The organism is Variovorax sp. GW821-FHT09B05 (assembly GCF_059418265.1).
In genome coordinates this window covers 291280-317490 of sequence record NZ_JBWKPN010000008.1, presented here as the reverse complement: position 1 = coordinate 317490, position 26211 = coordinate 291280, and the positions used below count along the sequence as shown (strand labels likewise).

The window sequence follows — 26211 nt, the reverse complement described above, 5'->3', positions numbered from 1 at the left end:
CTGATTTTTTTGAGAGAGAAGACGAATTCCTGTTTCAGGCCAGAGCCACTTCCTCGGCCGCGGAGGACGTGGTTTGGCGCGGCAATTCGAGCAATGGCAAGGCCCGCTGGACCGCCAACCTCGACCGCTCGATGAGGGCCTGGTTCCGCAGGCGGTGGTCGACGAAATCGTTGTCGGTCGCGTAGACACCCAGCGGCAATGTGCGCGCCTGAAAGAAGCTGAACAACGGTCGCAGCTGATGGTCGATCACCAGGGCATGACGCTCGCTGCCGCCAGTGGCGGCCAGCAGCACGGGCTTGTCGATCAGGGCGTCCTGATCGATGAAGTCGAAGAAGTGCTTGAACAGTCCCGTGTACGAGCCGCGGTAGACCGGCGTTGCGACCACCAGCACGTCGGCTCGTTCGATCGCCGCCAGTTCCCGTTCCACCGTTTCGGGCAGTTGGGAGCGCCAGACCGCACCGGCGAACTGCGGCGCGAGTGGGCCGAGTTCGACCAGGCGCTGTTCGCAAGGGAACGCGTCGGCGATCAGCTCCAGCAGGTGCTCAGCCAGCGCGGCGGACTTCGATGGGCGTTGCAGTCCGCCGGAAACAGCGACGAGACGGAGTGGACGTGTCATTTCTTCTTTCATCCGGCTGGATGCTAGCCAGGGGAATCGATGACGTAAAATGGTTTTATTTCAACAATCCATGAGCAGGAGTCATGTGAATGCTTGAACGCCTCCACCTCAGCATCGTTCGGCAGGTCGAACAGCAAGGCTCGCTGACGGCCGCCGCGGGCGTGCTGAACCTGACCCAGTCGGCCCTGAGCCACAGCATGAAGAAGCTGGAGCAGCAGTTGGGCACCGACATCTGGCTGCGCGAAGGCCGAAGCCTGCGCCTGACGCAGGCCGGCCAATACCTGCTGGCGGTGGCGAACCGCGTGCTGCCGCAACTCGACTTGGCCGAGGAGCGCCTGGGCCAGTTCGCGCAGGGCGAGCGCGGCGCGCTGCGCATCGGCATGGAATGCCACCCTTGCTACCAGTGGCTGCTCAAGGTGGTTTCACCCTATCTGGCCGCATGGCCCGATGTGGACGTGGACGTGAAGCAGAAATTCCAGTTCGGCGGGATCGGCGCGCTCTTCGGCTACGAGATCGACCTGCTGGTCACGCCCGACCCGCTCTACAAGCCGGGCCTGAAGTTCGAGCCCGTGTTCGACTACGAGCAGGTGCTGGTCGTGGCCAAGGGCCATGCGCTGGCTTCGGCGCCCTACGTGAAGCCTCGGCAGCTGACCGAGGAGGTGCTCATCAGCTATCCCGTGGACGTCGAGCGCCTGGACATCTACAACCATTTCCTGTTGCCGGCCGGTGTCACGCCCAAGCGCCACAAGGCCATCGAGACCACCGACATCATGCTGCAGATGGTGGCCAGCGGCCGTGGCGTGGCCGCGCTGCCGCGCTGGCTGGTCGAGGAGTACGCGCAGAAGATGGACGTGGTGCCGGTGCGGCTCGGACCGCGCGGCATCGCCAAGCAGATCTTCCTGGGGGCGCGCGAGGCGGACACCGCCATCGATTACGTGCGGGCCTTCATCGAACTGGCCCGACAGCCTGCCATCGCCGTTGCGCGCGAAGCCGACTGACGGACACCGAGGTCGAACGCAGCCGGCCAATCCCCAAAAAAACTATTCGGAAGCAGCGGCCCCCAAGGCCCACTCCACGTGCTCCCGAACCAAGGCACTGGAACCGTCCTTGCGAGACACCAGGGCCTCGCGAGCCCCCTCCTCGCCGGCCCTCAGCGCATTCCCCAGCGCCACCGCGATGTTCCGCAGCCAGCGCTCATGCCCGATCCGCCGGATCGGACTGCCCTCGGTCCTGCGCAGGAACTCCTCCTCGGTCCAGGCAAACAGCTCGGCCAGGCCTCGCCCCGTCAACCCTTCCCTCGCATCGAAGTCCGCCAGCGAACTCTTCTTCGCGAACTTGTTCCACGGGCAGATCAGTTGGCAGTCGTCGCAGCCATAGATCCGGTTGCCCATCAACGCCCGCAGCTCGACCGGGATCGCTCCCCCATGCTCGATCGTGAGGTAGGAGATGCACCGCCGCGCATCGAGCCGCCGCGGCGCCACGATCGCCTGCGTCGGGCACACGTCGATGCAGGCGCTGCAACTGCCGCAATGCGAGCTCACCGGCTCGCTCTCGGGCAGGACCATGTCCACATAGATCTCGCCGAGGAAGAACATCGAGCCCGCGTTGCGATCGAGCACCAGCGTGTGCTTGCCGCGCCAGCCCTGCCCGCTGCGTGAGGCCAGCTCGGCCTCGAGCACCGGCGCCGAATCGGTGAAGGCGCGATGCCCGAAAGGCCCGACCTCCTGCGCGATGCGCTCGGCCAGTTTCGCGAGCCGGTTGCGCAACACCTTGTGATAGTCGCGGCCGCGCGCATACACCGAGACGATCGCCTCGCCGGGCCGGCGCAGGCGTTCGAACTCGATCGCCTGCCAGTCGGGATCGGTGTCGCGCGGCAGGTAGTCCATGCGCGCGGTGATCACGCTCACGGTGCCGGGCACCAGCTCGGCGGGCCGCGCGCGCCGCGTGCCGTGCGCGGCCATGTAATCCATCTCGCCATGGAACCCATGGGCCAGCCATTGCATCAGACCGTCCTCGGCGCTCGACAGATCGACGCCCGCGATTCCGATTTGGGAGAATCCGAGTTCCCGGGCCAAGGCCTGAATACGCACAACGAGTGGATGGCTGCTGACGATCACTTGCCGATTGTAGAAATGCGCTGGCGCGACGAGGCCGACACCGAGGCCTTCGCTCGCTCGCTCGCGGCCTCCCCCGCGCTGCGCGATGCCTTCGTCGAACTGCACGGCGACCTCGGGGCCGGCAAGACCACCTTCGTGCGGCACCTGCTGCGCGCGCTCGGCATCACGGGGCGCATCAAGAGCCCGACCTATGCAGTGGTCGAGCCGCACGAGGCGCCCGACGGCCTCGCGATCTTCCACTTCGACTTCTACCGCTTCAGCGATCCGCGCGAATGGGAAGACGCGGGCTTCCGTGACATCTTCGCGGGCCCGGGCCTCAAGCTGGCGGAATGGCCCGAAAACGCGGCGGGGCGCACTCCAATTGCGGACCTAGCTATTAAAATCGAAGCAATGACCGACGACACACGCAGCGTGACACTCCTGGCGAACACACCTCGCGGCGGCGACCTGCTGTCCCACGCCGCCGCATGAAGGCGGGCGGCCTCAAGCGGCGCGTGCTGCTGCAGGGCGGCAGCCTCGCGCTGGTGCTCGGCGTCCATCAGATCGCGCGCGGCGCCAGCATCCTCGCGGTGCGCGTCTGGCCCGCGGCCGACTACACGCGCGTGACCATCGAGTCCGACGTGCGCCTGCATTCGCAGCAGCTCGTGGTCGGCAACCCGCCGCGGCTCGCGGTCGACATCGAGGGCATCGACCTCAGCAGTGAGCTGCGCGAGCTGGTCGGCAAGATCAAGCCCGGCGACCCCTACATCAACGGCCTGCGCGTGGGACAGAACGCACCGAAGGTGGTGCGCATCGTGTTCGACCTCAAGCAGACCGTGGCACCGCAGGTGTTCTCGCTCGCACCGATCGCCGCCTACAAGCACCGGCTGGTGCTCGACCTCTATCCCGAGAAGGCCATCGACCCGATGGAGGCGCTGATCACCGAGCGCCTGCGCGACGCCCCGCGCACCAGCGGCGGCAACGACACCTCGGTGGCCAGTGCCCCCGCGGTGCCGCCGCCCGCGACGCCGCCCTCGGGTCTGGCACCCGATGGCGGCCCGCCGATCCTCGTGCGGCCCTCGCCCAACGTGCCGGCACCGCGGCCCGTGCCCACGCCCGTCGCGCCGCCCGCGCGCCCGCCCGTCGTTGCGACCGCGCCGGCCCCCGCGCAGGATCCGCTGGGCGATCTCATGGCGCAGCAGTCGATGCGGCCCGGCCCCGCGACGCCGCCGCCGGTGGTCGCGGAGAACCGCCCGCTGCCGATGCCGCCGAGCCCGCCCGCGGCCGCGCCCCGGCCCGTGGCCCCACCGCCGCCGGTGGCGGTCGCGCGCGGCGGTGCCACCACCAGTCGCACCGACCGCATCATCATCGTCGCGCTCGATCCCGGCCATGGCGGCGAGGACCCCGGCGCCATCGGCCCGGCCGGCACGCGCGAAAAAGACATCGTGTTGCAGGTCGCGTTCCGCCTGCGCGACCGCATCAACGCCAGCAGCATCAACGGCAACCCGATGCGCGCCTTCCTCACGCGCGATGCGGACTTCTTCGTGCCGCTGGGCGTGCGCGTGCAGAAGGCGCGGCGCGTGCAGGCCGACCTGTTCGTGAGCATCCATGCCGACGCCTTCACCACGCCGGCCGCGCGCGGCGCCAGCGTGTTCGCGCTGAGCCAGAGTGGCGCCTCGAGCAGCGCCGCGCGCTGGCTCGCCAACAAGGAGAACGACGCCGACAAGGTCGGCGGCGTGAACGTCGGCAACCACGAGGCGCAGGTGCAGCGCGCGCTGCTCGACATGAGCACCACCGCGCAGATCAACGACAGCCTCAAGCTCGGCGGCGCGATGCTCGGCGAGATCAAGGGCATCGGCGCGCGGCTGCACAAGGGCCAGGTCGAGCAGGCCGGCTTCGCGGTGCTGAAGGCGCCCGACATCCCGAGCGTGCTGGTCGAGACCGCCTTCATCAGCAACCCCGAGGAAGAAGCCAACCTGCGACGCGTGCAGTACCAGGAAGACCTGGCCGATGCGCTGATGCGCGGCATCCAGCGCTATTTCGCGCAGAACCCGCCGCTGGCGCGCAGCCGGCAGCTCTGAGCGGTCTGCGGCCCTGTTTTCAGAGGGCGGCGTGGGCAGCGCCGACCCCGCGCAGGCTCCCCTTCCCACGCTGCGGCCCGGCGCCCCGCACAGGCAGGCGCGGCGGGCTCCTACACAGGATGGAACGCCGTTTTGCAGAAGATCACTCCATCGATTTTTTAAACAGAAAGGTGGACATCATGAAAGCACGCATCTGGATTGCCGCTGCGGCGGCCACCTCCGTGATGGCGCTGGCAGGCTGCGCGTCGGGCCCGAACCAGAACCTGGGCACGGGCGTCGGCGCGGTCGGTGGCGCGCTGGTCGGCAATGCGATCGGCGGCAACACCGCCAGCACCGTGGGTGGTGCCGCCATCGGCGGGATCATCGGCAACCAGGTCGGCCGCAATGCCGACGAACGCAACTACTACAACCAGCAGCGCTACCCGCAGGGCAACTACTACCCGCGCAACGGCCCGAACTATTGATCGGCCGGGTGCTTGCCACCCGCACTGCCTGAACGAAAAGAGCGCCCCGCGGGGCGCTCTTTTTTTCGTGGGCGGACGGCCTCAGGCGCCCTGCTGCGCGCGCGCCTTCTCGGCCCGCGCCGCGCGCCAGGCGCCGAAGATCGCGAGCAGGCCCGGCACGAAGATCAGCGCCCAGATGATCTTGTCGAGATGCTGGCGCACCAGCGGCAGGTTGCCGAAGAAGTAGCCCGCGGTCGCGATGCCCAGCACCCACAGCAGCGCACCGCCGACGTTGAACATGCTGAACTTGGCGCGGCTCATCTCGGCCACGCCGGCCACGAAGGGCGCGAAGGTGCGGATGAAGGGCATGAAGCGCGCGAGCACGATGGTGATGCCGCCGTAGCGTTCGTAGAAGGCATGCGCCTGGTCGAAGGCCTTGCGGTTGAAGAAGCGCGAACTCTCCCACTGGAACACCTTGGGCCCGAAGTAGCGGCCGATGCTGTAGTTGCACTGGTCGCCGAGGATGGCCGCGATCACCAGCAAGGTGCAGGCGATCGGAAAGCTCATCAACCCCACGCCGCACAGCGCACCCACGATGAACAGCAGCGAATCGCCGGGCAGGAAGGGCATCACCACCACCCCCGTCTCGACGAACACGATCAGGAACAGGAGCGCGTAGACCCAGGGGCCGTAGGCGATGACGAAGGCCTCGAGGTGCTTGTCGACATGCAGGATGAAGTCGACGAGAAAGCTGATGATTTCCATGGGGGCGGATTATCCTTGCAGCGTCCGCCCCCCGACCGAAGACCCCATGCTGCAACTGCGCCTCGCCGAAACCGCCGACTGGCCCGCGATCTGGTCGGTGCTCGAGCCCAGCTTCCGCCGCGGCGACACCTACACCTTCGCGACCGACATTTCCGAGGACGAAGCGCGCTCGCTGTGGCTGAACTCGCGCCTGGCCACCTACGTGGCCTGCGATGCGCAGGGCGCGGTGCTCGGCACCTACGTGCTCAAGGCCAACCAGCCGGGCCAGGGCGCGCACGTGGCCAACTGCGGCTACGTGGTGTCCGACGCGGCGCGCGGGCTGGGCGTCGCCTCGGCGATGTGCGAGCACTCGCAGCGCGAGGCCGTCGCACGCGGCTTCCTCGCGATGCAGTTCAACTTCGTGGTCTCGGCCAACGCGCCCGCAGTCCATCTCTGGCAGAAGCTGGGCTTCGCCATCGTCGGCACGCTGCCAGGGGCCTTCCGGCATCCGCGGCAGGGTTTCGTCGACGCCTTCGTCATGTACAAGCAGTTGCAGCCGGCCTGAGCCTTCGGGCCCGGGCGCGCCGCATGCAGCGCCACTCACCCACCCCCACTTGGAGACACCCATGACAGGTCAATACATCCAGCTCGCCGCCAAAGACGGCAGCGGCAGCTTCCGCGGCTACCTCGCCGTGCCGGCCTCGGGCCACGGGCCCGGCCTGGTGATCGCGCAGGAGATCTTCGGCGTGAACAAGACCATGCGCGACGTGGCCGACTACTACGCCGAAGAAGGCTACGTGGCGCTGGTGCCCGACCTGTTCTGGCGCCAGCAGCCCGATGTGGAACTGGGCTACAGCGAGGCCGACTGGCAGCAGGCCTTCAAGTTCTACGGCGGCTTCGACGAGGCCAAGGGCATGGAGGACATCCAGGCCGCGCTCGACGTGCTGCGCGACCGGCGCGAGGTGGTCGAACGCAAGGCCGGCGTGCTGGGCTTCTGCCTCGGCGGCAAGCTGGCCTACCTCGCGGCCTGCCGCACCGATGCCGACGTGTCGGTCGGCTACTACGGCGTAGGCATCGACGCGGCGCTCGAGGAAGCGAAGAACATCAAGAAACCGCTGCTGCTGCACGTGGCCGAGCTCGACAAGTTCTGCCCGCCCGAGGCGCGCGAGCGCATCGTGCAGGCGCTCCAGGGCCATCCGAAGGTGGCGCTGCACGTCTATCCGGGCGTGGACCACGCCTTCGCGCGCGCGGGCGGCGACCACTTCCACAAGCCCTCGGCGCTGATGGCGCACGAGCGCAGCATCGCCGCGCTCAAGGCCGCGATCGGCCCGCACTACGACCTCTCGGCGCTGTGGGACAAGCACTGCGAGTACGAGTTCGGCACGCGCAACGTCGACGACACCATGTCGACCATGGTGGCCGAGCCCTACGTCAACCACATCCCGACCATGACCGGCGGCGTGGGCTACAAGAACCTGCACGCCTTCTATACCAACCACTTCGTCAACAGCAATCCGCCCGACACCGCGCTGACCTCGATCTCGCGCACCGTCGGTGCGACGCAGGTGGTCGACGAGCTGCTGTTCACCTTCACCCACACCACCGAGATCCCGTGGATGCTGCCGGGCGTGGCGCCCACGGGCCGGCGCGTGGAGGTGCCGCTGCTCGCGGTCATCAAGTTCCGCGGCGACAAGCTCTACCACGAGCACATCTACTGGGACCAAGCCAGCGTGCTGGTGCAGGTGGGGCTGCTCGACCCGAAGCTGCTGCCGGTGGCCGGCATCGAGACGGCACGCAAGTTGCTCGACGAGACACTGCCTTCAAACACGCTGATGCCCTGAGCGTACGCGCCGCATGAAGAAGATCGACCCGCGGCTGCTGCAGGCCTTCGTGGCCGTCGCGCGCGAGGGATCGGTGTCCAAGGGCGCGCAGCGCTTGTTCCTCACGCAGCCGGCGGTCAGCCTGCAGCTCAAGGAGCTCGGCGCGCTGGTCGAGCTCGAGCTGTTCCAGCGCACGCCCACCGGCCTGCTGCTGACGCGCGACGGCGCGGCGCTGCTCAACCACGCGGAACACGCGCTCGAAGGCCTCAACGATTTCGCGATCGCCGCCGAGCGCATGAAGGGCGGCGTGCGCGGCGCGCTGCGCATCGGCACCATCCTCGACCCCGAGTTCACGCGCCTGAGCGGCCTGCTCAAGGAGCTGGTGACGCTGGCGCCCGAGCTCGAGACCGAGCTGCACCACGGCACCAGCGGCGAGGTGCTGGCCAAGCTGCTGAACAAGGAGGTCGACGTCGGCTTCTACCTCGGCGATCCCGATGCAAGCGACCTGCCGCAGGCCAGCTCGGCCTCGCGCCGCAGCGAGGGCAAGGCCTTCCATTCGACCGTGCTCACGCGCTTCAGCTACCAGGTGATCGGCCCGCCGGGCTGGGGACCGCAGGTGATGGGCCGCGACTGGCCCGACCTGAGCTGCCTGCCCTGGGTGCTGGCACCGGCGACCTCCTCGCATTCGAGGCTGCTGGCGCCGGTGCTGCAGGCGCGCGGGCTGGTGCTGAAGAAGGCGGCGCAGGCCGACCAGGAGTCGTCGATGCTCGCGCTGGTGCGCGCGGGCGTGGGCATCTCGCTGGCGCGCGACGCGGTGGCGCTGCGCGCCAGCCAGCGCGACGGACTGGTGATCGCCGACCAGGTCGGCATCGAGAGCGACCTGCGCTTCGTCTGCCTCGCGGGCGCGCTGCGGCGCCCCGAGGTCGACTGCGCGATGCAGGCGCTGGCGCGCGCCTGGCGGCTATCGCTCTGAACCGGCCTCAGGCGCGCGGCAGCGCGGAGCCTTCGAGCGCCGCGCCGGGCCGCGAGGCCTCGCGCGGCACGGCGGCCACCGTGCGCCAGCCCCTGGGCATCAGCGCCAGCATCAAGGCCGCGAGCAGCGCCGCGCCGCCCAGCGTGTAGAGGCCGGCGGCCGAGCCGCCATGGTTCTGCTCGACATAGGTGCGCAGGCTCGGCGCCACGAAGCCGCCGAGGTTGCCGATGGAATTCACCAGCGCGATGCCGGTGGCGATGCCCAGGCCCGACAGGCGCTCCGACAGGAAGGCATAGAAGATCGGCGTGCCCGACAGGTAGGTCGAGGCGCCGATCGACAAGGCCGCGATCGCGAAGATCGGCGAGCCGTGCGCCGACAGGCAGACGCACACGCCGAACACCGTGTAGAGCGAGGCCACCGTGAGGCGCCGCCGCTCGTGGTGCCGGTCCGACCAGCGCGTGACGAAATAGACGACGAACAGCGCCAGCAGCCACGGGATGCTGGTGACGAAGCCCACCATCAGCCCGATCTTCTGGCCGAGGATCTGAGACACCTGGCTCGGCAGGTAGAAGATCAGGCCATAGGCTGCGATCTGCACGATGAAGAAGTTCAGCGCGAAGAACATCACCTTCGGGTTGCGCAAGGTCTGCATCACGGTGTGCGGGCTGCCGGCCGCCTTCTGCGCCGCCTCCTGGTCGAGCACGGCCTGCAGCGCGTCCTGCTCCGCGGGCGCGAGCCACTTCGCGGCATGCGGCCGGTCGACGATCACGAAGAAGGCCGCGATGCCGACCACCACCGCCATCGCGCCCTCGATCAGGAACATCCACTCCCAGCCCTTGAGCCCGCCGATGCCGTGCATCTCGAGCAGCGCGCCCGAGACCGGCCCGCCGATCACCAGCGCGCCCGCGAAGCCGAACAGCAGGATGCCGTTGGCCTGCGCCCGCACCTTGGCCGGGAACCAGTAGGTCAGCGTGAGCAGCACGCCCGGGTAGAAGCCAGCCTCGGCGATGCCGAGCAGGAAGCGCAGCAGGTAGAACGAGGTCTCGGTGGTCGCGAACATCATGGCCGAGGCCACCAGGCCCCAGCTCACCATGATCCGGCTGAGCCAGATGCGCGGACCAACGCGCGTCATGATCACGTTGCTCGGCACCTCGAAGATGGCGTAGCTCACGAAGAAGATGCCGGCGCCGAGCGCGAAGGCGCCGTCGCTGAGGCCGGTGTCGATCTGCAGCGCGTTCTTCGCGAAGCCGACGTTGACGCGGTCGAGGATCGACATGATGTACATGAGGATCAGCATCGGCAGCAGGCGCCAGCGCGCCTTGTGGACGGCGGCGCCGACCAGGGGGCTGTAGGGATTCATCGTTGTTGTCTCCTGAAAAAATTCTCGGGATGAAGCGCGTTCTGGCTAGTGGTTGCGGCGCGGAATCCCCGCGGTCTGCGCCACGCGCTGGTACTTGACGGCCGGCTTGAGCACCATGCCTTCGGACAGCGTGTCGACCATCGCGCGCTGGATCTCCTGCCACGGCGTCTGGCTCGCGGGGATCGGGTAGCCACCCGCGGCCTCGAGCTGGCGCGCGCGGGAGCGCAGTTCCTCGTCGTCCACGAGCATGTCGACGCGACGCGCCTTGAGGTCCACGCGCACGCGGTCGCCGGTGCGCAGCAGCGCCAGGCCCGCGCCCGCCGCGGCCTCGGGCGAGGCATTGAGGATCGAGGGCGAACCCGAGGTGCCCGACTGCCGGCCGTCGCCGATGCAGGGCAGCGCCGAGACGCCGCTCTTGAGCAGGTGCGCGGGCGCGCGCATGTTCACCACCTCCGACGAGCCCGGGTGCCCGATCGGCCCCACACCGCGCATGAACAGGATGCAGGAGGCGTCGATGTCGAGCGCCGGGTCCTCGATGCGGCGCTCGTAGTCCTCGGGGCCGTCGAACACGATGGCGCGGCCGACGAGGGCATCGGGGTCGCCGGGCGCGCTCAGGTAGCGTGCCCTGAACTCGTCGGAGATCACGCTGGTCTTCATGATCGCGCTGTCGAACAGGTTGCCCGACATCACGAGAAAGCCAGCGTTCTGTCGCAGCGGCGCCTCGAAGGGGCGGATCACGTCGGTGTCCTTCACCGGCGCCTGCGCGCAGTTCTGCGCCAGCGTGCGGCCCGTGACAGTGAGCGCGCCCTCGCGGATCAGGCCGTGGCGATGCAGCTCGGCCACCACGGCCGGCACGCCGCCGGCGCGGTAGAACTCCTCGCCCAGGTACTTGCCGGCCGGCTGCATGTCGAGCAGCAGCGGTACTTCGAGCCCCACGCTCTCCCAGTCCTGGATGGCCAGGTCCACGCCCGCGTGCTTGGCGATCGCGATCAGGTGGATCGGCGCGTTGGTCGAGCCGCCGATCGCCGAGTTGACGACGATCGCGTTCTCGAAGGCCGCGCGCGTGAGGATGTCCGAGGGCTTGAGGTCCTCGCGCACCATCTGCACGATGCGCCGCCCGGTCTCGTAGGCCATCTGCCCGCGCTCGCGGTACGGCGCCGGAATCGCGGCGCAGCCCGGCAGGCTCATGCCCAGCGCCTCGGCCAGCGCGTTCATGGTCGAGGCCGTGCCCATCACGTTGCAGTGGCCGATCGAGGGCACGGTGGAGCCGACCAGGTCGATATAGCCCGGAAAGTCGATGCTGCCCTTGGCGAACAGCTCGCGCGCCTTGAACAGCGTGGTGCCGGTGCCGGTGCGCTGCCCGTCGTGCCAGCCGTTGAGCATCGGCCCGCCCGACAGCACGATGGCCGGGATGTTCGCGGTGGCCGCGGCCATCAGCGCGGCCGGGGTGGTCTTGTCGCAGCCGGTGGTCAGCACCACGCCGTCGATCGGGTAGCCGGTCAGCGTCTCGACCAGGCCCAGGTAGGCCAGGTTGCGGTCGAGCGCGGCCGTGGGCCGGCGGCCGTTTTCCTGGATCGGGTGCATCGGGAATTCCATCGCGATGCCGCCCATCTCGCGGATGCCGTCGCGCACCCGCTGCGCGAGCTCGCGGTGGTGCCGGTTGCACGGCGTCAGGTCGGAGCCGCTTTGCGCGATCGCGATGATGGGGCGGCCGGACTGCAGCTCCTCGCGCGTCAGGCCGTAGTTGAGGTACCAGGCCAGATGGAGGACCGAGAGTTCGCTGTGCTCGGGGTTGTCGAACCAGGCGGCGGAACGGAGGGGACGGGGGGTCATGGAGGTCTTTCTCGAAGGGCGTTCTCGTGGAGCGGCCGGAGCTTAGGGAGAGCGCCGCGCGAGCGCCAATGAGATCGGTTGCGAGGCCGTATAAGCGCTGCAAATACAGCCGATGCCCCGCCCGGGGGGTCCGGTCCGGGCCAGCTTCTAGAATGGTTCGGTGAGCGCCCTTCCCACCTCCTCCCTCCCCCCTGCCGAACGCCGCCCGATCCGCGAACTGCCCGACGAGCTGATCAGCCAGATCGCCGCGGGCGAGGTGGTCGAGCGCCCGGCCTCGGTGGTGCGCGAACTGCTCGACAACGCGCTCGACGCGGGCGCGACGCAGGTCACGGTGCGGCTGGCGGCCGGCGGCGTGCGGCTGATCTCGATCGAGGACGACGGCCTGGGCATTCCGCGCGAGGAACTCGTGGTGGCGCTGCGGCGCCATGCCACCAGCAAGATCGCGAGCCTCAACGACCTCGAGACGGTCGGCACCATGGGCTTTCGCGGCGAGGCGCTGGCCGCCATCAACGCGATCGCCGAGCTGAGCCTGCAGTCGCGCGCGGTGGGTGCCGACGGCGCCTGGTCGCTCGACGGCCGCACAGGCGAGCTGCGCCCGGTGGCGCGTTCGCGCGGCACCACGGTCGAGGTGCGCGAGCTGTTCTTCGCGACCCCGGCGCGGCGCAAGTTCCTCAAGACCGATGCCACCGAGCTCGCCCACTGCATCGAGGCGGTGCGCCGCCATGCGCTGGCACGGCCCGACGTGGGCTTCTCGGTCTGGCACGACGGCAAGCTGGTCGAGCAGTGGCGCGCCAGCGAGCAGCGCGAACAGCGCCTGGGCGACGCGCTCAGCGAGGATTTCGTGGCGCAGAGCGTCACGGTCGAGCATGTCGGCGGCCCGGTGCGCGTGGTCGGCCGCGCCGGCATTCCCGATGCCGCGCGCTCGCGCGCCGACCACCAGTTCTTCTACGTCAACGGTCGCTTCGTGCGCGACAAGGTGCTGTCGCACGCGGTGCGCAGCGCCTACGAGGACGTGTTGCACGGCCAGCGCCAGCCGGTCTACGTGCTCTACCTCGAGATCGACCCCGCGCGCGTCGACGTGAACGTGCACCCGACCAAGATCGAGGTGCGCTTCCGCGACGGCCGCGAGGTGCACCAGGCGGTGCGCCATGCGGTCGAGAACGCGCTGGCCGCGCCGCGCGCCGGCGACGCCACGCAGGCGGCCCAGGCGCAGCAGCCCTTCTTCAAGCCGGTGTCGCCGGTCACGACCGGCTCGTGGTCGCAGCCCGCCATCAATTTCAGGGCCGCCGAGCGCGGCGCCGGCGATTTCGAGGCCATGTGGCCGCGGCGCGCCAGCGAAACCCTGCTGGCGCCCGAAGCCTCCTCGGCCCACTGGCCCGTGCTGTCCGATTCCGGCGTCGGCGCGGCGCCCGCCGCCGCCTTCGGCACCCAGGCCCCGGCCGCGCCGTTCCAGGCCCCCGCGGGCCTGGCGGCCGAGCCCCGGACGCTGGCCCACAACGACGAAGCCTGGCCGCTGGGCCGCGCGCTGGCGCAGTTGCAGGGCATCTACATCCTGGCCGAGAACAGCCAGGGCCTGATCGTGGTCGACATGCACGCGGCCCACGAGCGCATCGTCTACGAGCGCCTCAAGACCCAGCTCGACGGCGCCGCCATCTCGAGCCAGCCGCTGCTGATCCCCGCCACCTTCGCCGCCACGCCCCAGGAAGTGGCCACGGCCGAGGCCTGCACCGCCGTGCTCGCCACGCTGGGCCTGGAGATCACACCCTTCTCGCCGCGCACCTTGGCGGTGCGCGCGGTGCCCGGCACGCTGGCCGACGGCGACCCGGTCGAGCTCGCGCGCAGCGTGCTGGCCGAGCTGTCGCAGCACGACGCGAGCACCGTGGTGCAGCGGGCCCAGAACGAGCTGCTGTCGACCATGGCCTGCCACGGCGCGGTGCGCGCCAACCGCAAGCTCACGATCGACGAGATGAACGCCCTGTTACGCCAGATGGAGGCAACCGAGCGTTCGGACCAGTGCAACCACGGTCGCCCGACCTGGCGCCAGCTCTCGATCCGCGAGCTCGACGCCCTGTTCATGCGCGGCCGCTGAGCCGAATCCGCGCGAAAAGCCGTCCCAAAAGCCGCCAATTGGCGGCTTTTTGAGGGTTTTTCCGGGTTTCGGGCCGTCATCCGCATGGCGGGCACGCACGTTGCATGGTGAGTTCGCCAAAGACGCCATGAAGCGCTGGCCAGGGAGGTGTCGAAATGCACGTCGGCGTGTTTCGGCAGAAAGCAGATGAACTTTTTCGCCGGCTTCGCTGTCCCTCATTCCCATGATGAAACGCTGGACCCTCCTCGCGTCAGTCCTTTCGCTTTGCGCCATTCTTGCCGCCGGCTGCTCGACCTTCGACGAGCAGCAGCGTGAATGGATCTTCCAGCCCAGCGACCGCAGCTGGGGCAACACCGCCACCATGGCCCAGGGCATGCAGGACGTGTGGATCGACTTCCAATCCTCCATCACGGGCGAGCCCGCGCGCCTGCACGGCCTGTGGCTCGGCGGCGAGCCCGAGACCACCGACACCCCGGTGCTGCTGTACCTGCACGGCGCACGCTACAACGTGGCGGGCTCGGCCCCGCGCATCCAGCGCATGCACGAGCTGGGCTTCTCGGTGCTGGCCATCGACTACCGCGGCTTCGGCAAGAGCTCCAAGGGCCTGCCCTCCGAGGAATCGGCGCGCGAGGACGCCCGCGCCGCCTGGACCTGGCTAGCCGCGCGCCATCCGCGCCAGCATCGCTACATCTTCGGCCACTCGCTGGGCGGCGCCATCGGCATCGACCTGGCCGCGCGCGTGAACGACGAGAGCGGCACCATCGTCGAGAGCACCTTCACCTCGATCGCCGACGTGGTCGGCAGCTTCAAGTGGGGCTGGCTGCCCTTCCGTCCCTTCATCACCCAGCGCTTCGAGGCCATCGACAAGGTCAAGGACATCGGCGCGCCGCTGCTGGTGGTGCACGGCACCGCCGACAGCCTGATCAACCCGACCCTGGGCCGCAAGCTCTACGACGCGGCCACCGTGCCCAAGCTCTTCGTGCTGGTGGAGGGCGGCTCGCACCACAACACCAACTCGGTCGGCGAGGCCCAGTACCGCGCGGCGCTCACGCAGCTGTTCCGCATGAAGCCCGACAACATGGTGGCGCGCAACCAGCCCAAGCTGTCGCCGCCCTCGCCGGCGCTGCCGCCCGCGGTGTCGCCGCAGGACGTGCGCGGCGAAGCGCGCGCGAGCACCGTGCCCGCGGCGATCTAGCAGCGTCGCCGGTCCGTGCCCGAGGGCACGGACCTTCCTCACCGCCCCGTTTTCAGGCCAGGTCGAACGGCAACTGCCGCAGCGGCTTGCCCGTCAACTGCGCCACGGCATTGGCGAACGCGGGCGCCAGCGGCGGCAGGCCCGGCTCCCCCATCCCCTTGGGCGCATCGGCGCTCGGCACGATGTGGATGTCGAACTCCGGCACCTGCGTGATGCGCGCCACCGTGAAGTCGCCGAAGTTGCCCTGCTGCACCACGCCGTCCTTGAGGGTGATCGCGCTGCCCGGCAGGCAGGTCGACAGCCCCATCACGGCCGCGCCCTGCACCTGCGCTTCCACGCTGCGCGGATTGACGGCCAGGTTGCAGTGCACGCCGCTGGTCACGCGGTGCAGCACCGGCTGGCCGTCCTTGACCGAGGCTTCCACCACGTAGGCCACCACCGATTCGAAGGACTCGTGAACCGCCACGCCCCAGGCGCGGCCGTCCGCGAGCTTCTTCTTGCCGTAGCCGCTCTTGTCGACCGCCAGCTGCAGCGCGGCGCGATGGCGCGGATGCTTGTCGCCGAACAGCTGCATGCGGTAGGCCACCGGGTCCTGCTTCGTGCTGCGCGCGATCTCGTCGATCAGCGTCTCCATCACGAAGGCGGTGTGGGTCGAACCCACGCTGCGCCACCACAGCACCGGCACGTTGAGCTGCGGATGGTGCACCGTCAGGCGCATCGGCAGCGGATAGGGATCGCGCATGCCCTCGACCGCCGTGGCGTCGATGCCGTCCTTCACCATGGCGCCCGCGAACACCGTGCCCGCGGTGATGGATTGGCCCACGATGACGTGGTCCCAGGCGAGGATCTTGCCGCGCTCGTCGAAGCCGATGCGCGCGCGATGCAGGTGCATCGGCCGGTAGTAGCCGCCCTTGATGTCGTCCTCGCGGCTCCACAGCAGGCGCACCGGCACGTCGAGGCCGGCCGCGCGCGTGGCCTTGGCGATCTCGCAGGCCTCGACCACGAAGTCGCTGGTGCTCACGAAGCGCCGGCCGAAGCCGCCGCCCGCCATCTGCACGTTGACCTTCACCTGCGCGGGCTCGAGCTTCAGCGCGCGCGCCGCGGCGAAGCCGTCGAGGTCGGCGGACTGGGTGCCGACCCACAGCTCGGCGCGACCGTTCGACAGCTTCACGGTGCAGTTCAGCGGCTCCATCGGCGCATGCGCCAGGTAGGGAAACACGAACTCGGCCTCGAGCTTGCGCGGTGCGCTGGCCAGCGGCGCCATGTCGGCGTCGAACTTGCGGTTGCCGGGGCGGCCGGCCAGTTCGCGGTACTGGGCCAGTTGCTTGTCGGAGTCGACCTTCTCGACGGCGGCCGTGTCCCACTGCAGCTTGAGCGCGTCGCGGCCCAGCTTGGCGGGCCAGTAGCCGTCGGCCACCACCGCCACGCCCTCGGCGCCGCGGTCCAGCGGAATGCGCACGACGGCCTTCACGCCCTTGACGGCGCGCGCGGCGCTGTCGTCGACCGACGCCAGGCGGGCGCCGAACACCGGCGGATGGGCCACCACCGCCGTGAGCTGGCCCGGGTGCTTGACGTCGATGCCGAAGTCCTGCCGGCCGCTGCTCTTGGCGGCCGCGTCGAGGCGCTGGGTCGGGCGGCCGATGATGCGGAAGTCCTTCGGGTCCTTGAGCACCACCTTCTCGGGCACCGGCAGCGCCATCGCCGCCTCGGCCAGTTCCCCGTAGCTCGCCTTGCGCCCGCCCGGCCCGAGCACCGTGCCGGCCTGCGTGCGCAGGGTGGAGGCATCGACCTTCCAGCGCGCCGCCGCGGCCGACAGCAGCATGGCGCGGGCGCGGGCGCCGAGCTCGCGGTACTGCACGAAGCTGTTCTTGATGGTGTTCGAGCCGCCGGTCAGGTGCATGCCGAAGAAGGGATCGGCATAGGCGGCGTCGTTGGTGCCGCTGCGGCTGCGCACCAGGGCCCAGTCGGCGTCGAGCTCCTCGGCCAGGATCATCGGCAGGCCGGTCTGCACGCCCTGGCCGAACTCGAGCCGGTTGATGGTCACCATGACCTCGCCGTTGGGCGCGATCTGCACGAAGGCCAGCGGCTGCTGCGTCGGCTTGAGGCCGCCGGCCGCCGGGGCCGTGCCACCGGCCTGCGCCAGGGCCAGGTGCGGGAAGGTGCCGAGCGCGAAACCGCTCGCGCCGACGATCTTGAGGAAGCTGCGACGCGGCAGCGCAGCGGCCTCATCGGCCGCGGGGCGGGCCATCAGGCGTTGCAGCGAACGCGGCAGGTCGTGGTAGTCGATGTGGGGCAGCATGGCTTTTCCTTCAGGCGAGGTTGCGGGCTGCATCGGCCACGGCCGCGCGGATGCGCGCATAGGTGCCGCATCGACAGATGTTGCCGGCCATGGCCGAGTCGATCTCGTCGGCGCTGGGCTGCTTGCCCGCGGGCAGCGACTGCAGGAAGGCGGTCGCGCTCATGATCTGGCCGCTCTGGCAGTAGCCACACTGCGCGACGTCGTGCCGCACCCAGGCGGCATGCACGGCCGCGCCGACGCGGTCGCTGCCGTCGGTCATGCGTTCGATGGTGGTGATCTTCTTGCCGTCGGCGGCGGCGATCGGCGTGATGCACGAGCGGATCGCCTGGCCGTCGAGGTGCACGGTGCAGGCGCCGCACAGCGCGGCGCCGCAGCCGAACTTGGTGCCGGTCATGCCCAGCGTGTCGCGCAGGGCCCAGAGGATGGGCGTGCCGGGGTCGGCATCTACCGTGTGGTCACGGCCATTGACGTGGAGCGCTGTCATTGCTTCTTTCTCCGTGGGGGGTGGATGGAATTCACTTGGCGCCGTCGAGCAGCCATTGCGCGAGCGCCTGCAGGTCGGCGTCGGGCACCTGGGCCTGCGGCGGCATCGGCATCGAGCCCCATTTGCCCGAGCTGCCGGCCTTGATGCTGGCCGCGAGCTGCGCGGCCGTGCCCTTGCCGTCGCCGTACTTCGCGCCGATGTCCTTCCAGGACGGGCCCACCACCTTGGTGGCGGGTTGATGGCAGGCGACGCAGGCGTATTTCTGGGCCAGCGCGAGGCTGGCGTCGGCCTGCAGCGGCCACAGCGCGCCGGCGCCGACGGCCAGGGCCAGTACGAGCGGTGCTGCGATGGAGGTGATCTTTTCTGTGTTCATCGTGGAAAGGAGGGTTGCCTGATTCGACGGCGGGCCCGTGGCGCATGGCACCGCATGGCCGCGCACCCACCGCCGGCGAGTGTGGGGCGAAGACCGGCCGCGCGTTTGCCTGATTCGCTCGCGTTCTTGCCTGAAACACCGAGACTGCGGCGGAAATGCGCGCCGCGCGAAAGCGGCGGGCTAGACTTTTCACGACCTGTACTTCGAAAGGATCCAGATGGACCTCGCCGAATCCGCGCGGCTGGATTCCCCGGCCGTGCTCGACGACCTGCAGCGTGCCGTGGCGCGCACCGCGCATGCCGACGGCGATTACCTCACGGCCATTCCCGCGCTCTCGCTGCACCGCCGCAGCGCCGCGACCGCGCCGCTGCACTGCCTCTACGGCTTCGGCCTGGGCATCACGGTCAGCGGGCAGAAGCGGGTGGCGCTCGGCGGCGAGGTGTTCGATTACGCGGCGGGCCAGTCGCTACTGACGACAGCCGACCTGCCCGTGGTCTCGCACATCACCCGCGCCAGCACGGCGCAGCCCTTCGTCGGCCTGGCGCTGCAGCTCGATCCGCGCGCGGTCGTGCAACTGGCCGCCGAGATGGCGCTGCCCCCGCCGACCCGCGACGGCAACCAGCGCGCCATGTCGCTCGGCGACCTCGACCCCACGCTGCTCGGCGCGGTGACGCGGCTGGTCGACCTGCTCGCCGAGCCGCGGCTGATCCCGCAGCTCGCGCCGCTGCTGCAGCGCGAGATCATGGTGCGGCTGCTCGCGGGCCGCCACGGACCGCAGCTGCAGCGCCTGGTGGCGATCGGCTCGCCGAGCCAGCAGGTGGCGCAGAGCATGGCCTGGCTCAAGCTCAACTTCACGCGCAACGTGCTGGCCGACGAACTGGCCGCCTCCGCGAACATGAGCCCCTCGACCTTCCGCCAGCACTTCCGCGCCGTGGCGGGCATGAGCCCGATGCAGTACCTCAAGCAATTGCGGCTGCAGGAAGCGCGGCAGCTGATGCTGAACCAGGGCATCGACGCCGGCACCGCGGGCGTGCGCGTGGGCTACGAGAGCGCCTCGCAGTTCAGCCGCGAATATGCGCGGCTCTTCGGGGCGCCGCCGCTGCGCGACATACGGCGCATGCGCGAGACGAGCTGACACGGAATCGGGGCCGGGCCATTTGCTACGCTCGACCTCTCATGGGTTCCTCTTCCTCGCCTCCCGGTCCTCCGCGCTTCATCGCCCTCGCCGGCCCCACCGCCTCGGGCAAGACCGCCGTCGCGCTGGCGCTCGCGCGCGAACACCCGGTGGAGATCGTCAGCGTCGACTCGGCGCTGGTCTACCGCGGCATGGACATCGGCACCGCCAAGCCCAGCGCCGACGAGCTGCGCGCGGTGCCGCACCACCTGATCGACATCCTCGACGCGCGCGAGAGCTACAGCGCCGCGGCCTTCGTGGCCGATGCGGCGCGGCTGATCGACGAGATCCACGCGCGCGGCGCGATGCCGCTGCTGGTCGGCGGCACGATGCTGTACTTCAAGGCGCTGTTCGACGGCATCGACGCGATGCCCGCGGCCGACGCCGCGGTGCGCGCGCGCATCGATGCCGAGGCCGCCGAACTCGGCTGGCCCGCGATGCATGCGCGGCTCGCGCAGGTCGATCCGGTCACGGCCGCGCGGCTCGCGCCGCAGGACAGCCAGCGCATCCAGCGCGCCCTCGAGGTCTACGAGAGCAGCGGCCAGCCGCTGTCGCACTTCCACGCCAGCGACAGCAAGTCCACGCGCGGCGTCGAAGGCGGCCGGCTGTTCTCGCTCGAGACCGCCGACCGCGCCTGGCTGCATGCGCGCATCGCGCAGCGCTTCGACGCCATGCTGGCCTCGGGCCTGCTCGACGAGGTGCGCGCGCTGCGCGCGCGCGGCGACCTCTCGCCCGAGCTGCCCTCGATGCGTTGCGTGGGCTATCGGCAGGCCTGGGAGACCCTGGCCGTCGCCGACCCGCCCGATGCCGCCGCCCTGCAGGATCTGCGCGAACGCGGCATCGCCGCCACGCGCCAGCTCGCCAAGCGCCAGGTCACCTGGCTGCGCGGCATGCCCCACCGCACCGTGATCGCCTGCGACGCGCCCGACGCGCTGCAGTCGGCGGTGCGCCTCATCGCGCCCACGCTCCTCCCATGACCCTGCGCATCTCCGACCTGGGCAAGCACTACGGCCAGGCGCCGGTGTTCGAGCACGTCAGCCTCGCGATCGAGCCCGGCGAGTTCGTCGCCATCGTCGGCGAATCGGGTGTCGGCAAGTCCACGCTGCTCAACTGCATGGCCGGCCTCGACCGCTGGGACACCGGCAGCGTGGTGCACGACGGCACCGACATCGGCGCGCTCGACGCCGAGGCCTGCGCGCTCTGGCGCCGGCGCCACGTGGGCTTCGTGTTCCAGGCCTTCCACGTGCTGCCGCACCTCGACGTGACGCAGAACGTCGCGCTGCCGCTGATGCTGCTCGGCGAGCGCCGCGACGAGGCGCGCATCGCGCGCATGCTCGAGGCCGTGGGCCTGCCGGGCATGGGCGCGCGGCTGCCGCAGACGCTCTCGGGCGGCCAGCTGCAGCGCGTGGCGATCGCGCGCGCGCTGGTGCACCGGCCCGCGCTGCTGCTGGCCGACGAGCCCACCGGCAACCTCGATCCCTCGACCGCCGCCAAGGTCATGGACCTGCTGATCGCGCAGACGCGCGAGCATGGCGCCTCGCTGGTGCTGGTCACGCATTCGGAGAGCGCGGCCGCGCGCGCCGACCGGCTGCTGCACCTCACGGCCGCGGGCATCCGCGTCGGCTGATGGCGCGCGCGCCCTGGCCGCTGGCCGCGATCGCGGCGATCTACGTCGCCACCGAGCTGTGGCAGGTGGTCGCGCGGCCCAGTTCGATGATCGGCATCCGGCTGGCCGTCTATGCGCTGGTGTTCCTGGCCGCGCTCCATGGCAGCCGCGCGGCGGCCTGGCTCTGGGGCGCGATCAGCGCGGTCGCGGCCGTCGCCAGCGCCTTCGCGCTCTGGACCTTGATTTCCACGCGCAACGCCCATGGCGTGGGCCCGGCGACGATCGCCTTCATCGGCTTCCAGGCCGTCTTCTATGCGGTGGGCACGGCCTACATCTTCGGCAGCCGCTCGCTACGGGCGTTCCAGCAGGCACGTGGCGCGCTGCGCGGCAAGGGGCCGGCCGCTCCGTCGCAATCGCCCTACGACGGCGCGCGCATCGCGCTCGGCAGCGATGCGCTGATGCTGGTGCGCCAGGGCAGCGTGCAGACCCGTGTCGAGCTCGCGGCCATCGATGCGATCGCGGTGCGCTCGCAGACGATGGCCGAGGGCCTGCCGCGCGTGTGGATCGAGCCCTGCGCGCAGCGCGACGGCACGCAGCCGCTGATGGCGGTCACCACGCTGGCCGGTGGCTTCGCGCGCTTCGAGGCCTGGCTGTTCGAACTGCCGGGCTTCGATGCGCCGGCCTACCGGCAGTTGCTCGAATGCGGCGAGAACGCGCGCCGCGTCGTCTGGCGCAGGCCTCACAAGGTGTGAAGAAACCGTAGCGAGCGCCCCGAGGTCGCGCCGAGGACCGGAGCCGTACCTTGTACGGTGAGGACCGCAGGTGCGAGATCGGGGCGCGCAGTAGGTTTATTCACACCTTGTCAGGCCGTGCCGCCGAGCAGCGCCGCGTAGCGCCCCAGGTCCACGTTGCCGCCGCTGATCAGCACGCCCACGCGCTGGCCGGCGATCAGCGGGCCCGCCGCGCAGGCGGCCGCGAACGCGAGGCAGCCCGTGGGCTCGACCACCATCTTCATGCGCTCGGCGAAGAAGCGCATCGCCTCCACCAGTTGCGCATCGCTCACCGTGAAGATGTCGTCGACGTCGCGCCGGATGATGCCGAAGGTGTACTCGCCCAGGTGCTGCGTCTGCGCGCCGTCGGCGATGGTCTTGGGCGTGTCGATGTGCACGATGCGGCCCGCGCGGAACGACTGCTGGCCGTCGTTGCCGGCTTCGGGCTCGACGCCGTAGACCTTGCAGCCGGGCGCGAGTGCGCGCGCCGACAGGGCCGAGCCCGACAGCAGCCCGCCGCCGCCGAGGCAGACGAACAGGTGGTCGAGCGGGCCCGCCTCCTCGATCAGTTCCTTCACGGCCGTGCCCTGGCCGCTGAGCACGTCGGGATGGTCGTAGGGCGGGATCAGCGTCATGCCGCGCTCGGTGGCGAGCCGGCGCGTCAGCGCCTCGCGGTCCTCGGTGAAGCGGTCGTACTGCACCACCTCGGCACCGTAGCCGCGCGTGGCCGCGAGCTTGGCGGCCGGCGCGTCCTTGGGCATCACGATCACCGCGGGCATCGACAACAGGCGCGCGGCGAGCGCGATCGCCTGCGCATGGTTGCCCGACGAGAAGGCGATCACGCCGCCCTTGCGCTGCTCGGCGTCGAACTTCGACAAGGCATTGAAGGCGCCGCGGAACTTGAAGGCGCCCATGCGCTGGAAGTTCTCGCACTTGAAGAAGAACTGGGCGCCCCAGCGGGCATCGGCGGTGCTGGATCGCAGCACCGGCGTGCGGTGGGCATGGCCTTCGAGCCGCGCGGCCGCGGCGGTGACGTCGTCGTAGGTGGGGAGTTGCATGGGCCTAGTGTCGCGCAGTTGAAAGCGCGCGGGCAAGGCCGCCGGAGGGGGGAAGGCAGGCCCCAAAAAAGAAACCCGCGGCCGTCACGACCGCGGGCGCTTCATCGCAGGGGCGTGAGGCTCAGGCCTCGGGTGCCACCTGCCCCTGCGGCGCGACGACGTCGGCCCGGCTCGTCTCTTCCTTCTCGTGCCGCGCCGCGATGAACAGGTACATCGCCGGCACCACGAACAGCGTGAACAGCGTGCCGATCGACAGCCCGCTGAAGATCACGATGCCCATCGCCTTGCGGCCCGCCGCGCCCGCGCCCGAGGCGATCACCAGCGGCAGCACGCCGAACACCATGGCGGCCGTCGTCATCAGGATCGGGCGCAGCCGCGTGCCCGAGGCCTCGACGATGGCGTCGAGCTTGCTCAGGCCCTGCTTCTGCAGCCGGTTCGCCACCTCGACGATCAGGATGCCGTGCTTGCTGATCAGGCCCATCAGCGTGACCAGCCCGACCTGCGTGTAGATGTTCATCGAGGCGAAGCCCCAGAAGATGAAGATCATGGCGCCGAACAGCGCCAGCGGCACCGACACCAGGATCACGATCGGGTCGCGGAAGCTCTCGAACTGCGCCGCCAGCGCCAGGAACACGATGATCAGCGCGAACACGAAGGTGATCGCGAAGTTGCCCGACTCCTGCACGAACTGGCGCGACTGGCCCGCGTAGTCGACCGTGTAGCCGCTGGGCGCGAGCTGCTGCACCACGCCGCGCAGGTACTCGAGCGTCTCGCCCTGCGTGCCGCTGGGCACGCCCTGGATGGTCACCGAGTTGAGCTGCTGGAAGTGGTTCACCGTCTCGGGCTGCACGCTGTACTTCAGGCTCGCGACCGTGCTGGCCGGCACCACGCCATTGGGCGTCTTGATGTAGAAGTTCAGCACGTCCGAGGGGTTGAGCCGGTCGACCTGCTGCACCTGCGGGATCACCTTGTAGGAGCGGCCCGAGATCGAGAAGTAGTTGACGTAGCCGCCGCCGAGCGCCGCGCCCAGCGCGTTGCCCACGTCCTGCTGCGTGATGCCGAGCGAGGCAATCTTGTCGCGGTCGACCACCACGGTGGCCTGCGGCAGGTCGATCTTCAGGTCGGCGTCGATGTAGTAGAACTTTCCTTCGGCGCGCGCCTTGTCCATGATCTGCTGCGCGAGCGTGTTGAGGTTCTCGAACGGCTCGGTGGTCTTGATCACGAACTGCACCGGCAGCCCCGAGGCGCCCGGCAGCGCCGGGAACTGGAAGGCCACCACCTTGGCGCCGGCGATGCCGTTCCAGCGCCGCTGCAGGTCGGCCTGGATGTCGTGCGCGCTGCGCGTGCGCTCGTCCCAGGGCTTGAGCAGCACGCCGGCGATGCCCGCGTTGGTGCTCGGCACGCCGGTCAGCTGGAACAGCTGCGCGTACTCGGGCGTGTCGTGCGCGACCTTGAAGATCTGGTCGGCATAGGTCTGCATCTGCGTGATGGTGGCCGTGGGCGCGCCCACCACCTGCGACAGCACGATGCCCTGGTCCTCCTCGGGCGCCAGCTCGGACTTCGACATCTTGAACATCACGAACAGCAGCCCGATGAGGATCACCCCCATCACGATCATCACCGGCCAGGTGCGCAGCACGCCGCGCAGGATCAGCTCGTAGCGGTGGTGCACGCGCTCGAAGATGTGCTCGATCTTCGACGCGAACTTGCCGCTGTCCTGCTCGGGCTTGAAGATGCGCGAGCACATCATCGGCGACAGCGTGAGCGCGACCACGCCCGACACCACCACGGCGCCCGCGAGCGTGAAGGCGAACTCGGTGAACAGCGAGCCGGTCAGCCCGCCCTGGAAGCCGATGGGCACGTACACCGCCACCAGCACCACGGTCATCGCGAGGATGGGCCCGCCGAGCTCGCGCGCCGCGAGCAGCGCGGCCTGCATCGGCGTCTTGCCCTCGCGCATGTGGCGGTCGACGTTCTCCACCACGATGATGGCGTCGTCCACCACCAGCCCGATCGCCAGCACCAGCGCCAGCAAGGTGAGCAGGTTGATCGAGTAGCCGAGCACCAGCATCACGAAGAAGGTGCCGATCAGCGACAGCGGCATCGCGATCACCGGCACCAGCACCGCGCGCAGGCTGCCCAGGAAGAGATAGATCACCACCGTCACGATCAGCAGCGCCTCGACCAGCGTCTTGATCACCTCGCTGATCGAGGTGTTGATGAAGTCGGTCGAGTCGTAGACGATCTTGCCGGTCAGCCCGCTGGGCAGCTGGGCCTGCAGCTCGGGGAAAGTGGTGCGCACCTGCTTGGCCACGTCGAGGATGTTGGCCTCGGGCGCGACCTTGATGCCGATGAACACCGAGCGCACGCCGTTGAACGCGACGTTGAAGTCGTAGTTCTCGGAACCCAGCGTCACGTTGGCCACGTCCTGCAGCCGCACGATGGCGCCGTTGCTGCTCTTGATGGACAGCTGCTTGAACTCGTCCACGCTGTGCAGCGAGGTGCCCGCGGTGAGCGGCACGCTCACCATCTGGCCCTTGCTCTGGCCGACGGCGGCGAGGTAGTTGTTGGCGGCCAGCGCGGCGCTCACGTCGGTGGCGGTCACGCCGTAGGCGGCCATCTTCTGCGCGTCGAGCCAGGCGCGCAGCGCGAAGGTGCGCGCGCCCAGGATCTCGGCGGTCTGCACGCCGGGAATGGCATTGAGCTTGGGCTGCACCACGCGCACCAGGAAGTCGGTGACGTTGTTGTTGGGCAGCGTGTCGCTGTAGAAGCCGATGTACATGGCATCGGTGGTCTGGCCGGTGGCCACCGTCAGCACCGGCTGCTGCGCCTGCGGCGGCAGCTGGTTGCGCACCGAGTTGACCTGCGTGTTGATCTCGGTCAGTGCGCGGTTCGAGTCGTAGTTCAGCCGCAGGGTGGCGGTGATGGTCGACACGCCCAGGCTGCTCGACGACGACAGGTAGTCGATGCCCTGGGCCTGGGACACGGCGGCCTCGAGCGGCTGCGTGATGAAGCCCGCGACCGTGGCGGCGTCGGCACCGTAGTAGGCGGTGCTGATGGTGACCACGCCGTTCTCGGTCTTCGGGTACTGGTTGACCGGCAGGCCGGACAGCGCGCGCAGCCCCAGCACCACGATCAGCAGGCTCACCACCATCGCCAGCACGGGCCGGCGGATGAAGATGTCGGTGAAGTTCATG

General features: G+C 69.7%; 23 protein-coding genes. 13 read left to right on the top strand and 10 right to left on the bottom strand.

Annotated features, from left to right (window positions below; genetic code table 11):
* Positions 1-34: 34 nt before the first annotated feature.
* Positions 35-616 (bottom strand): FMN reductase, encoded by a 582-nt coding sequence (msuE, locus tag AC07RM_RS22340; RefSeq protein WP_495335912.1) that lies wholly within the window; start codon positions 614-616, stop codon positions 35-37.
* Positions 617-705: 89 nt separating this feature from the next.
* Between msuE and AC07RM_RS22335 the strand changes: the two genes are divergently transcribed.
* Positions 706-1614, top strand: a complete 909-nt coding sequence (locus AC07RM_RS22335) for a LysR family transcriptional regulator (protein ID WP_495335911.1) — start codon at positions 706-708, stop codon at positions 1612-1614.
* Positions 1615-1656: 42 nt separating this feature from the next.
* On the opposite strand, the gene queG is transcribed toward AC07RM_RS22335, so the two are convergent.
* Positions 1657-2730 (bottom strand): tRNA epoxyqueuosine(34) reductase QueG, encoded by a 1074-nt coding sequence (gene queG, locus AC07RM_RS22330; RefSeq protein ID WP_495335969.1) that lies wholly within the window; start codon positions 2728-2730, stop codon positions 1657-1659.
* Here queG and tsaE point away from each other — a divergent pair.
* From tsaE to AC07RM_RS22315, 3 genes are all read left to right on the top strand, one after another.
* The gene (tsaE, locus tag AC07RM_RS22325) at positions 2716-3204 is read left to right on the top strand and encodes a tRNA (adenosine(37)-N6)-threonylcarbamoyltransferase complex ATPase subunit type 1 TsaE (protein ID WP_057597919.1); all 489 of its coding nucleotides are present in this window, start codon (positions 2716-2718) and stop codon (positions 3202-3204) included. The two genes, queG and tsaE, sit on opposite strands and share 15 nt — an antisense overlap.
* Entirely contained in the window at positions 3201-4793 is a 1593-nt protein-coding gene (locus AC07RM_RS22320; RefSeq protein WP_495335910.1) for an N-acetylmuramoyl-L-alanine amidase, read from the top strand. Before tsaE ends, AC07RM_RS22320 begins: the two co-directional genes overlap by 4 nt.
* A gap of 179 nt (positions 4794-4972) precedes the next feature.
* Positions 4973-5257 carry a YMGG-like glycine zipper-containing protein gene (locus AC07RM_RS22315; RefSeq protein ID WP_057597702.1) on the top strand — a complete coding sequence of 95 codons (285 nt, stop codon included), beginning with the start codon at positions 4973-4975 and terminating at the stop codon, positions 5255-5257.
* Between the two features lie 81 nt (positions 5258-5338).
* Here AC07RM_RS22315 and AC07RM_RS22310 read toward each other — a convergent pair whose 3' ends face one another.
* On the bottom strand, positions 5339-6001 hold the full coding sequence (locus AC07RM_RS22310) for a DedA family protein (RefSeq protein ID WP_093354573.1): 663 nt from the start codon (positions 5999-6001) through the stop codon (positions 5339-5341).
* Positions 6002-6047: 46 nt separating this feature from the next.
* Here AC07RM_RS22310 and AC07RM_RS22305 point away from each other — a divergent pair, with 46 nt between their 5' ends.
* From AC07RM_RS22305 to AC07RM_RS22295, 3 genes are all read left to right on the top strand, one after another.
* Positions 6048-6545, top strand: a complete 498-nt coding sequence (locus tag AC07RM_RS22305; protein ID WP_495335909.1) for a GNAT family N-acetyltransferase — start codon at positions 6048-6050, stop codon at positions 6543-6545.
* Positions 6546-6606: 61 nt separating this feature from the next.
* The gene (locus AC07RM_RS22300) at positions 6607-7821 is read left to right on the top strand and encodes a dienelactone hydrolase family protein (RefSeq protein WP_495335908.1); all 1215 of its coding nucleotides are present in this window, start codon (positions 6607-6609) and stop codon (positions 7819-7821) included.
* A gap of 13 nt (positions 7822-7834) precedes the next feature.
* Positions 7835-8773 (top strand): LysR family transcriptional regulator, encoded by a 939-nt coding sequence (locus AC07RM_RS22295; protein ID WP_296777219.1) that lies wholly within the window; start codon positions 7835-7837, stop codon positions 8771-8773.
* A 7-nt stretch (positions 8774-8780) separates the two neighbouring features.
* Here AC07RM_RS22295 and AC07RM_RS22290 read toward each other — a convergent pair whose 3' ends face one another.
* Together AC07RM_RS22290 and AC07RM_RS22285 are read right to left on the bottom strand one after the other, a co-directional pair.
* Positions 8781-10133 (bottom strand): MFS transporter, encoded by a 1353-nt coding sequence (locus tag AC07RM_RS22290; protein ID WP_495335907.1) that lies wholly within the window; start codon positions 10131-10133, stop codon positions 8781-8783.
* A 45-nt stretch (positions 10134-10178) separates the two neighbouring features.
* Positions 10179-11966 (bottom strand): IlvD/Edd family dehydratase, encoded by a 1788-nt coding sequence (locus tag AC07RM_RS22285; RefSeq protein ID WP_495335906.1) that lies wholly within the window; start codon positions 11964-11966, stop codon positions 10179-10181.
* Between the two features lie 160 nt (positions 11967-12126).
* Between AC07RM_RS22285 and mutL the strand changes: the two genes are divergently transcribed.
* The gene (mutL, locus tag AC07RM_RS22280; RefSeq protein WP_495335905.1) at positions 12127-14055 is read left to right on the top strand and encodes a DNA mismatch repair endonuclease MutL; all 1929 of its coding nucleotides are present in this window, start codon (positions 12127-12129) and stop codon (positions 14053-14055) included.
* A gap of 226 nt (positions 14056-14281) precedes the next feature.
* Positions 14282-15250, top strand: a complete 969-nt coding sequence (locus AC07RM_RS22275; protein WP_208513732.1) for an alpha/beta hydrolase — start codon at positions 14282-14284, stop codon at positions 15248-15250.
* Between the two features lie 52 nt (positions 15251-15302).
* Here the strand turns inward: AC07RM_RS22275 and AC07RM_RS22270 are convergent, their stop codons facing one another.
* From AC07RM_RS22270 to AC07RM_RS22260, 3 genes are read right to left on the bottom strand one after another with little or no spacing between them, the layout of a single operon-like run.
* Positions 15303-17549 carry a xanthine dehydrogenase family protein molybdopterin-binding subunit gene (locus AC07RM_RS22270; protein ID WP_495335904.1) on the bottom strand — a complete coding sequence of 749 codons (2247 nt, stop codon included), beginning with the start codon at positions 17547-17549 and terminating at the stop codon, positions 15303-15305.
* A 10-nt stretch (positions 17550-17559) separates the two neighbouring features.
* Positions 17560-18033, bottom strand: a complete 474-nt coding sequence (locus AC07RM_RS22265) for a (2Fe-2S)-binding protein (RefSeq protein WP_057596845.1) — start codon at positions 18031-18033, stop codon at positions 17560-17562.
* Positions 18034-18064: 31 nt separating this feature from the next.
* Entirely contained in the window at positions 18065-18406 is a 342-nt protein-coding gene (locus AC07RM_RS22260) for a c-type cytochrome (RefSeq protein WP_495335903.1), read from the bottom strand.
* A 217-nt stretch (positions 18407-18623) separates the two neighbouring features.
* On the opposite strand from AC07RM_RS22260, the gene AC07RM_RS22255 reads away from it, so the two are divergent.
* From AC07RM_RS22255 to AC07RM_RS22240, 4 genes are read left to right on the top strand one after another with little or no spacing between them, the layout of a single operon-like run.
* Positions 18624-19541 (top strand): AraC family transcriptional regulator, encoded by a 918-nt coding sequence (locus tag AC07RM_RS22255; protein WP_495335902.1) that lies wholly within the window; start codon positions 18624-18626, stop codon positions 19539-19541.
* Between the two features lie 41 nt (positions 19542-19582).
* Entirely contained in the window at positions 19583-20557 is a 975-nt protein-coding gene (gene miaA, locus AC07RM_RS22250) for a tRNA (adenosine(37)-N6)-dimethylallyltransferase MiaA (RefSeq protein ID WP_495335901.1), read from the top strand.
* Complete coding sequence (locus tag AC07RM_RS22245) at positions 20554-21207, top strand: ABC transporter ATP-binding protein (RefSeq protein WP_495335900.1); 654 nt, start codon at positions 20554-20556, stop codon at positions 21205-21207. Before miaA ends, AC07RM_RS22245 begins: the two co-directional genes overlap by 4 nt.
* The gene (locus AC07RM_RS22240) at positions 21207-21938 is read left to right on the top strand and encodes a hypothetical protein (RefSeq protein WP_495335899.1); all 732 of its coding nucleotides are present in this window, start codon (positions 21207-21209) and stop codon (positions 21936-21938) included. The genes AC07RM_RS22245 and AC07RM_RS22240 overlap by 1 nt, the downstream gene beginning before the upstream one ends.
* Before the next feature lie 110 nt (positions 21939-22048).
* Here AC07RM_RS22240 and AC07RM_RS22235 read toward each other — a convergent pair whose 3' ends face one another.
* Positions 22049-23014, bottom strand: a complete 966-nt coding sequence (locus AC07RM_RS22235) for a threo-3-hydroxy-L-aspartate ammonia-lyase (protein ID WP_495335898.1) — start codon at positions 23012-23014, stop codon at positions 22049-22051.
* A gap of 121 nt (positions 23015-23135) precedes the next feature.
* Positions 23136-26210, bottom strand: coding sequence for an efflux RND transporter permease subunit (locus tag AC07RM_RS22230; RefSeq protein ID WP_495335896.1), 3075 nt, complete (start codon positions 26208-26210; stop codon positions 23136-23138).
* Position 26211 lies beyond the last annotated feature (1 nt).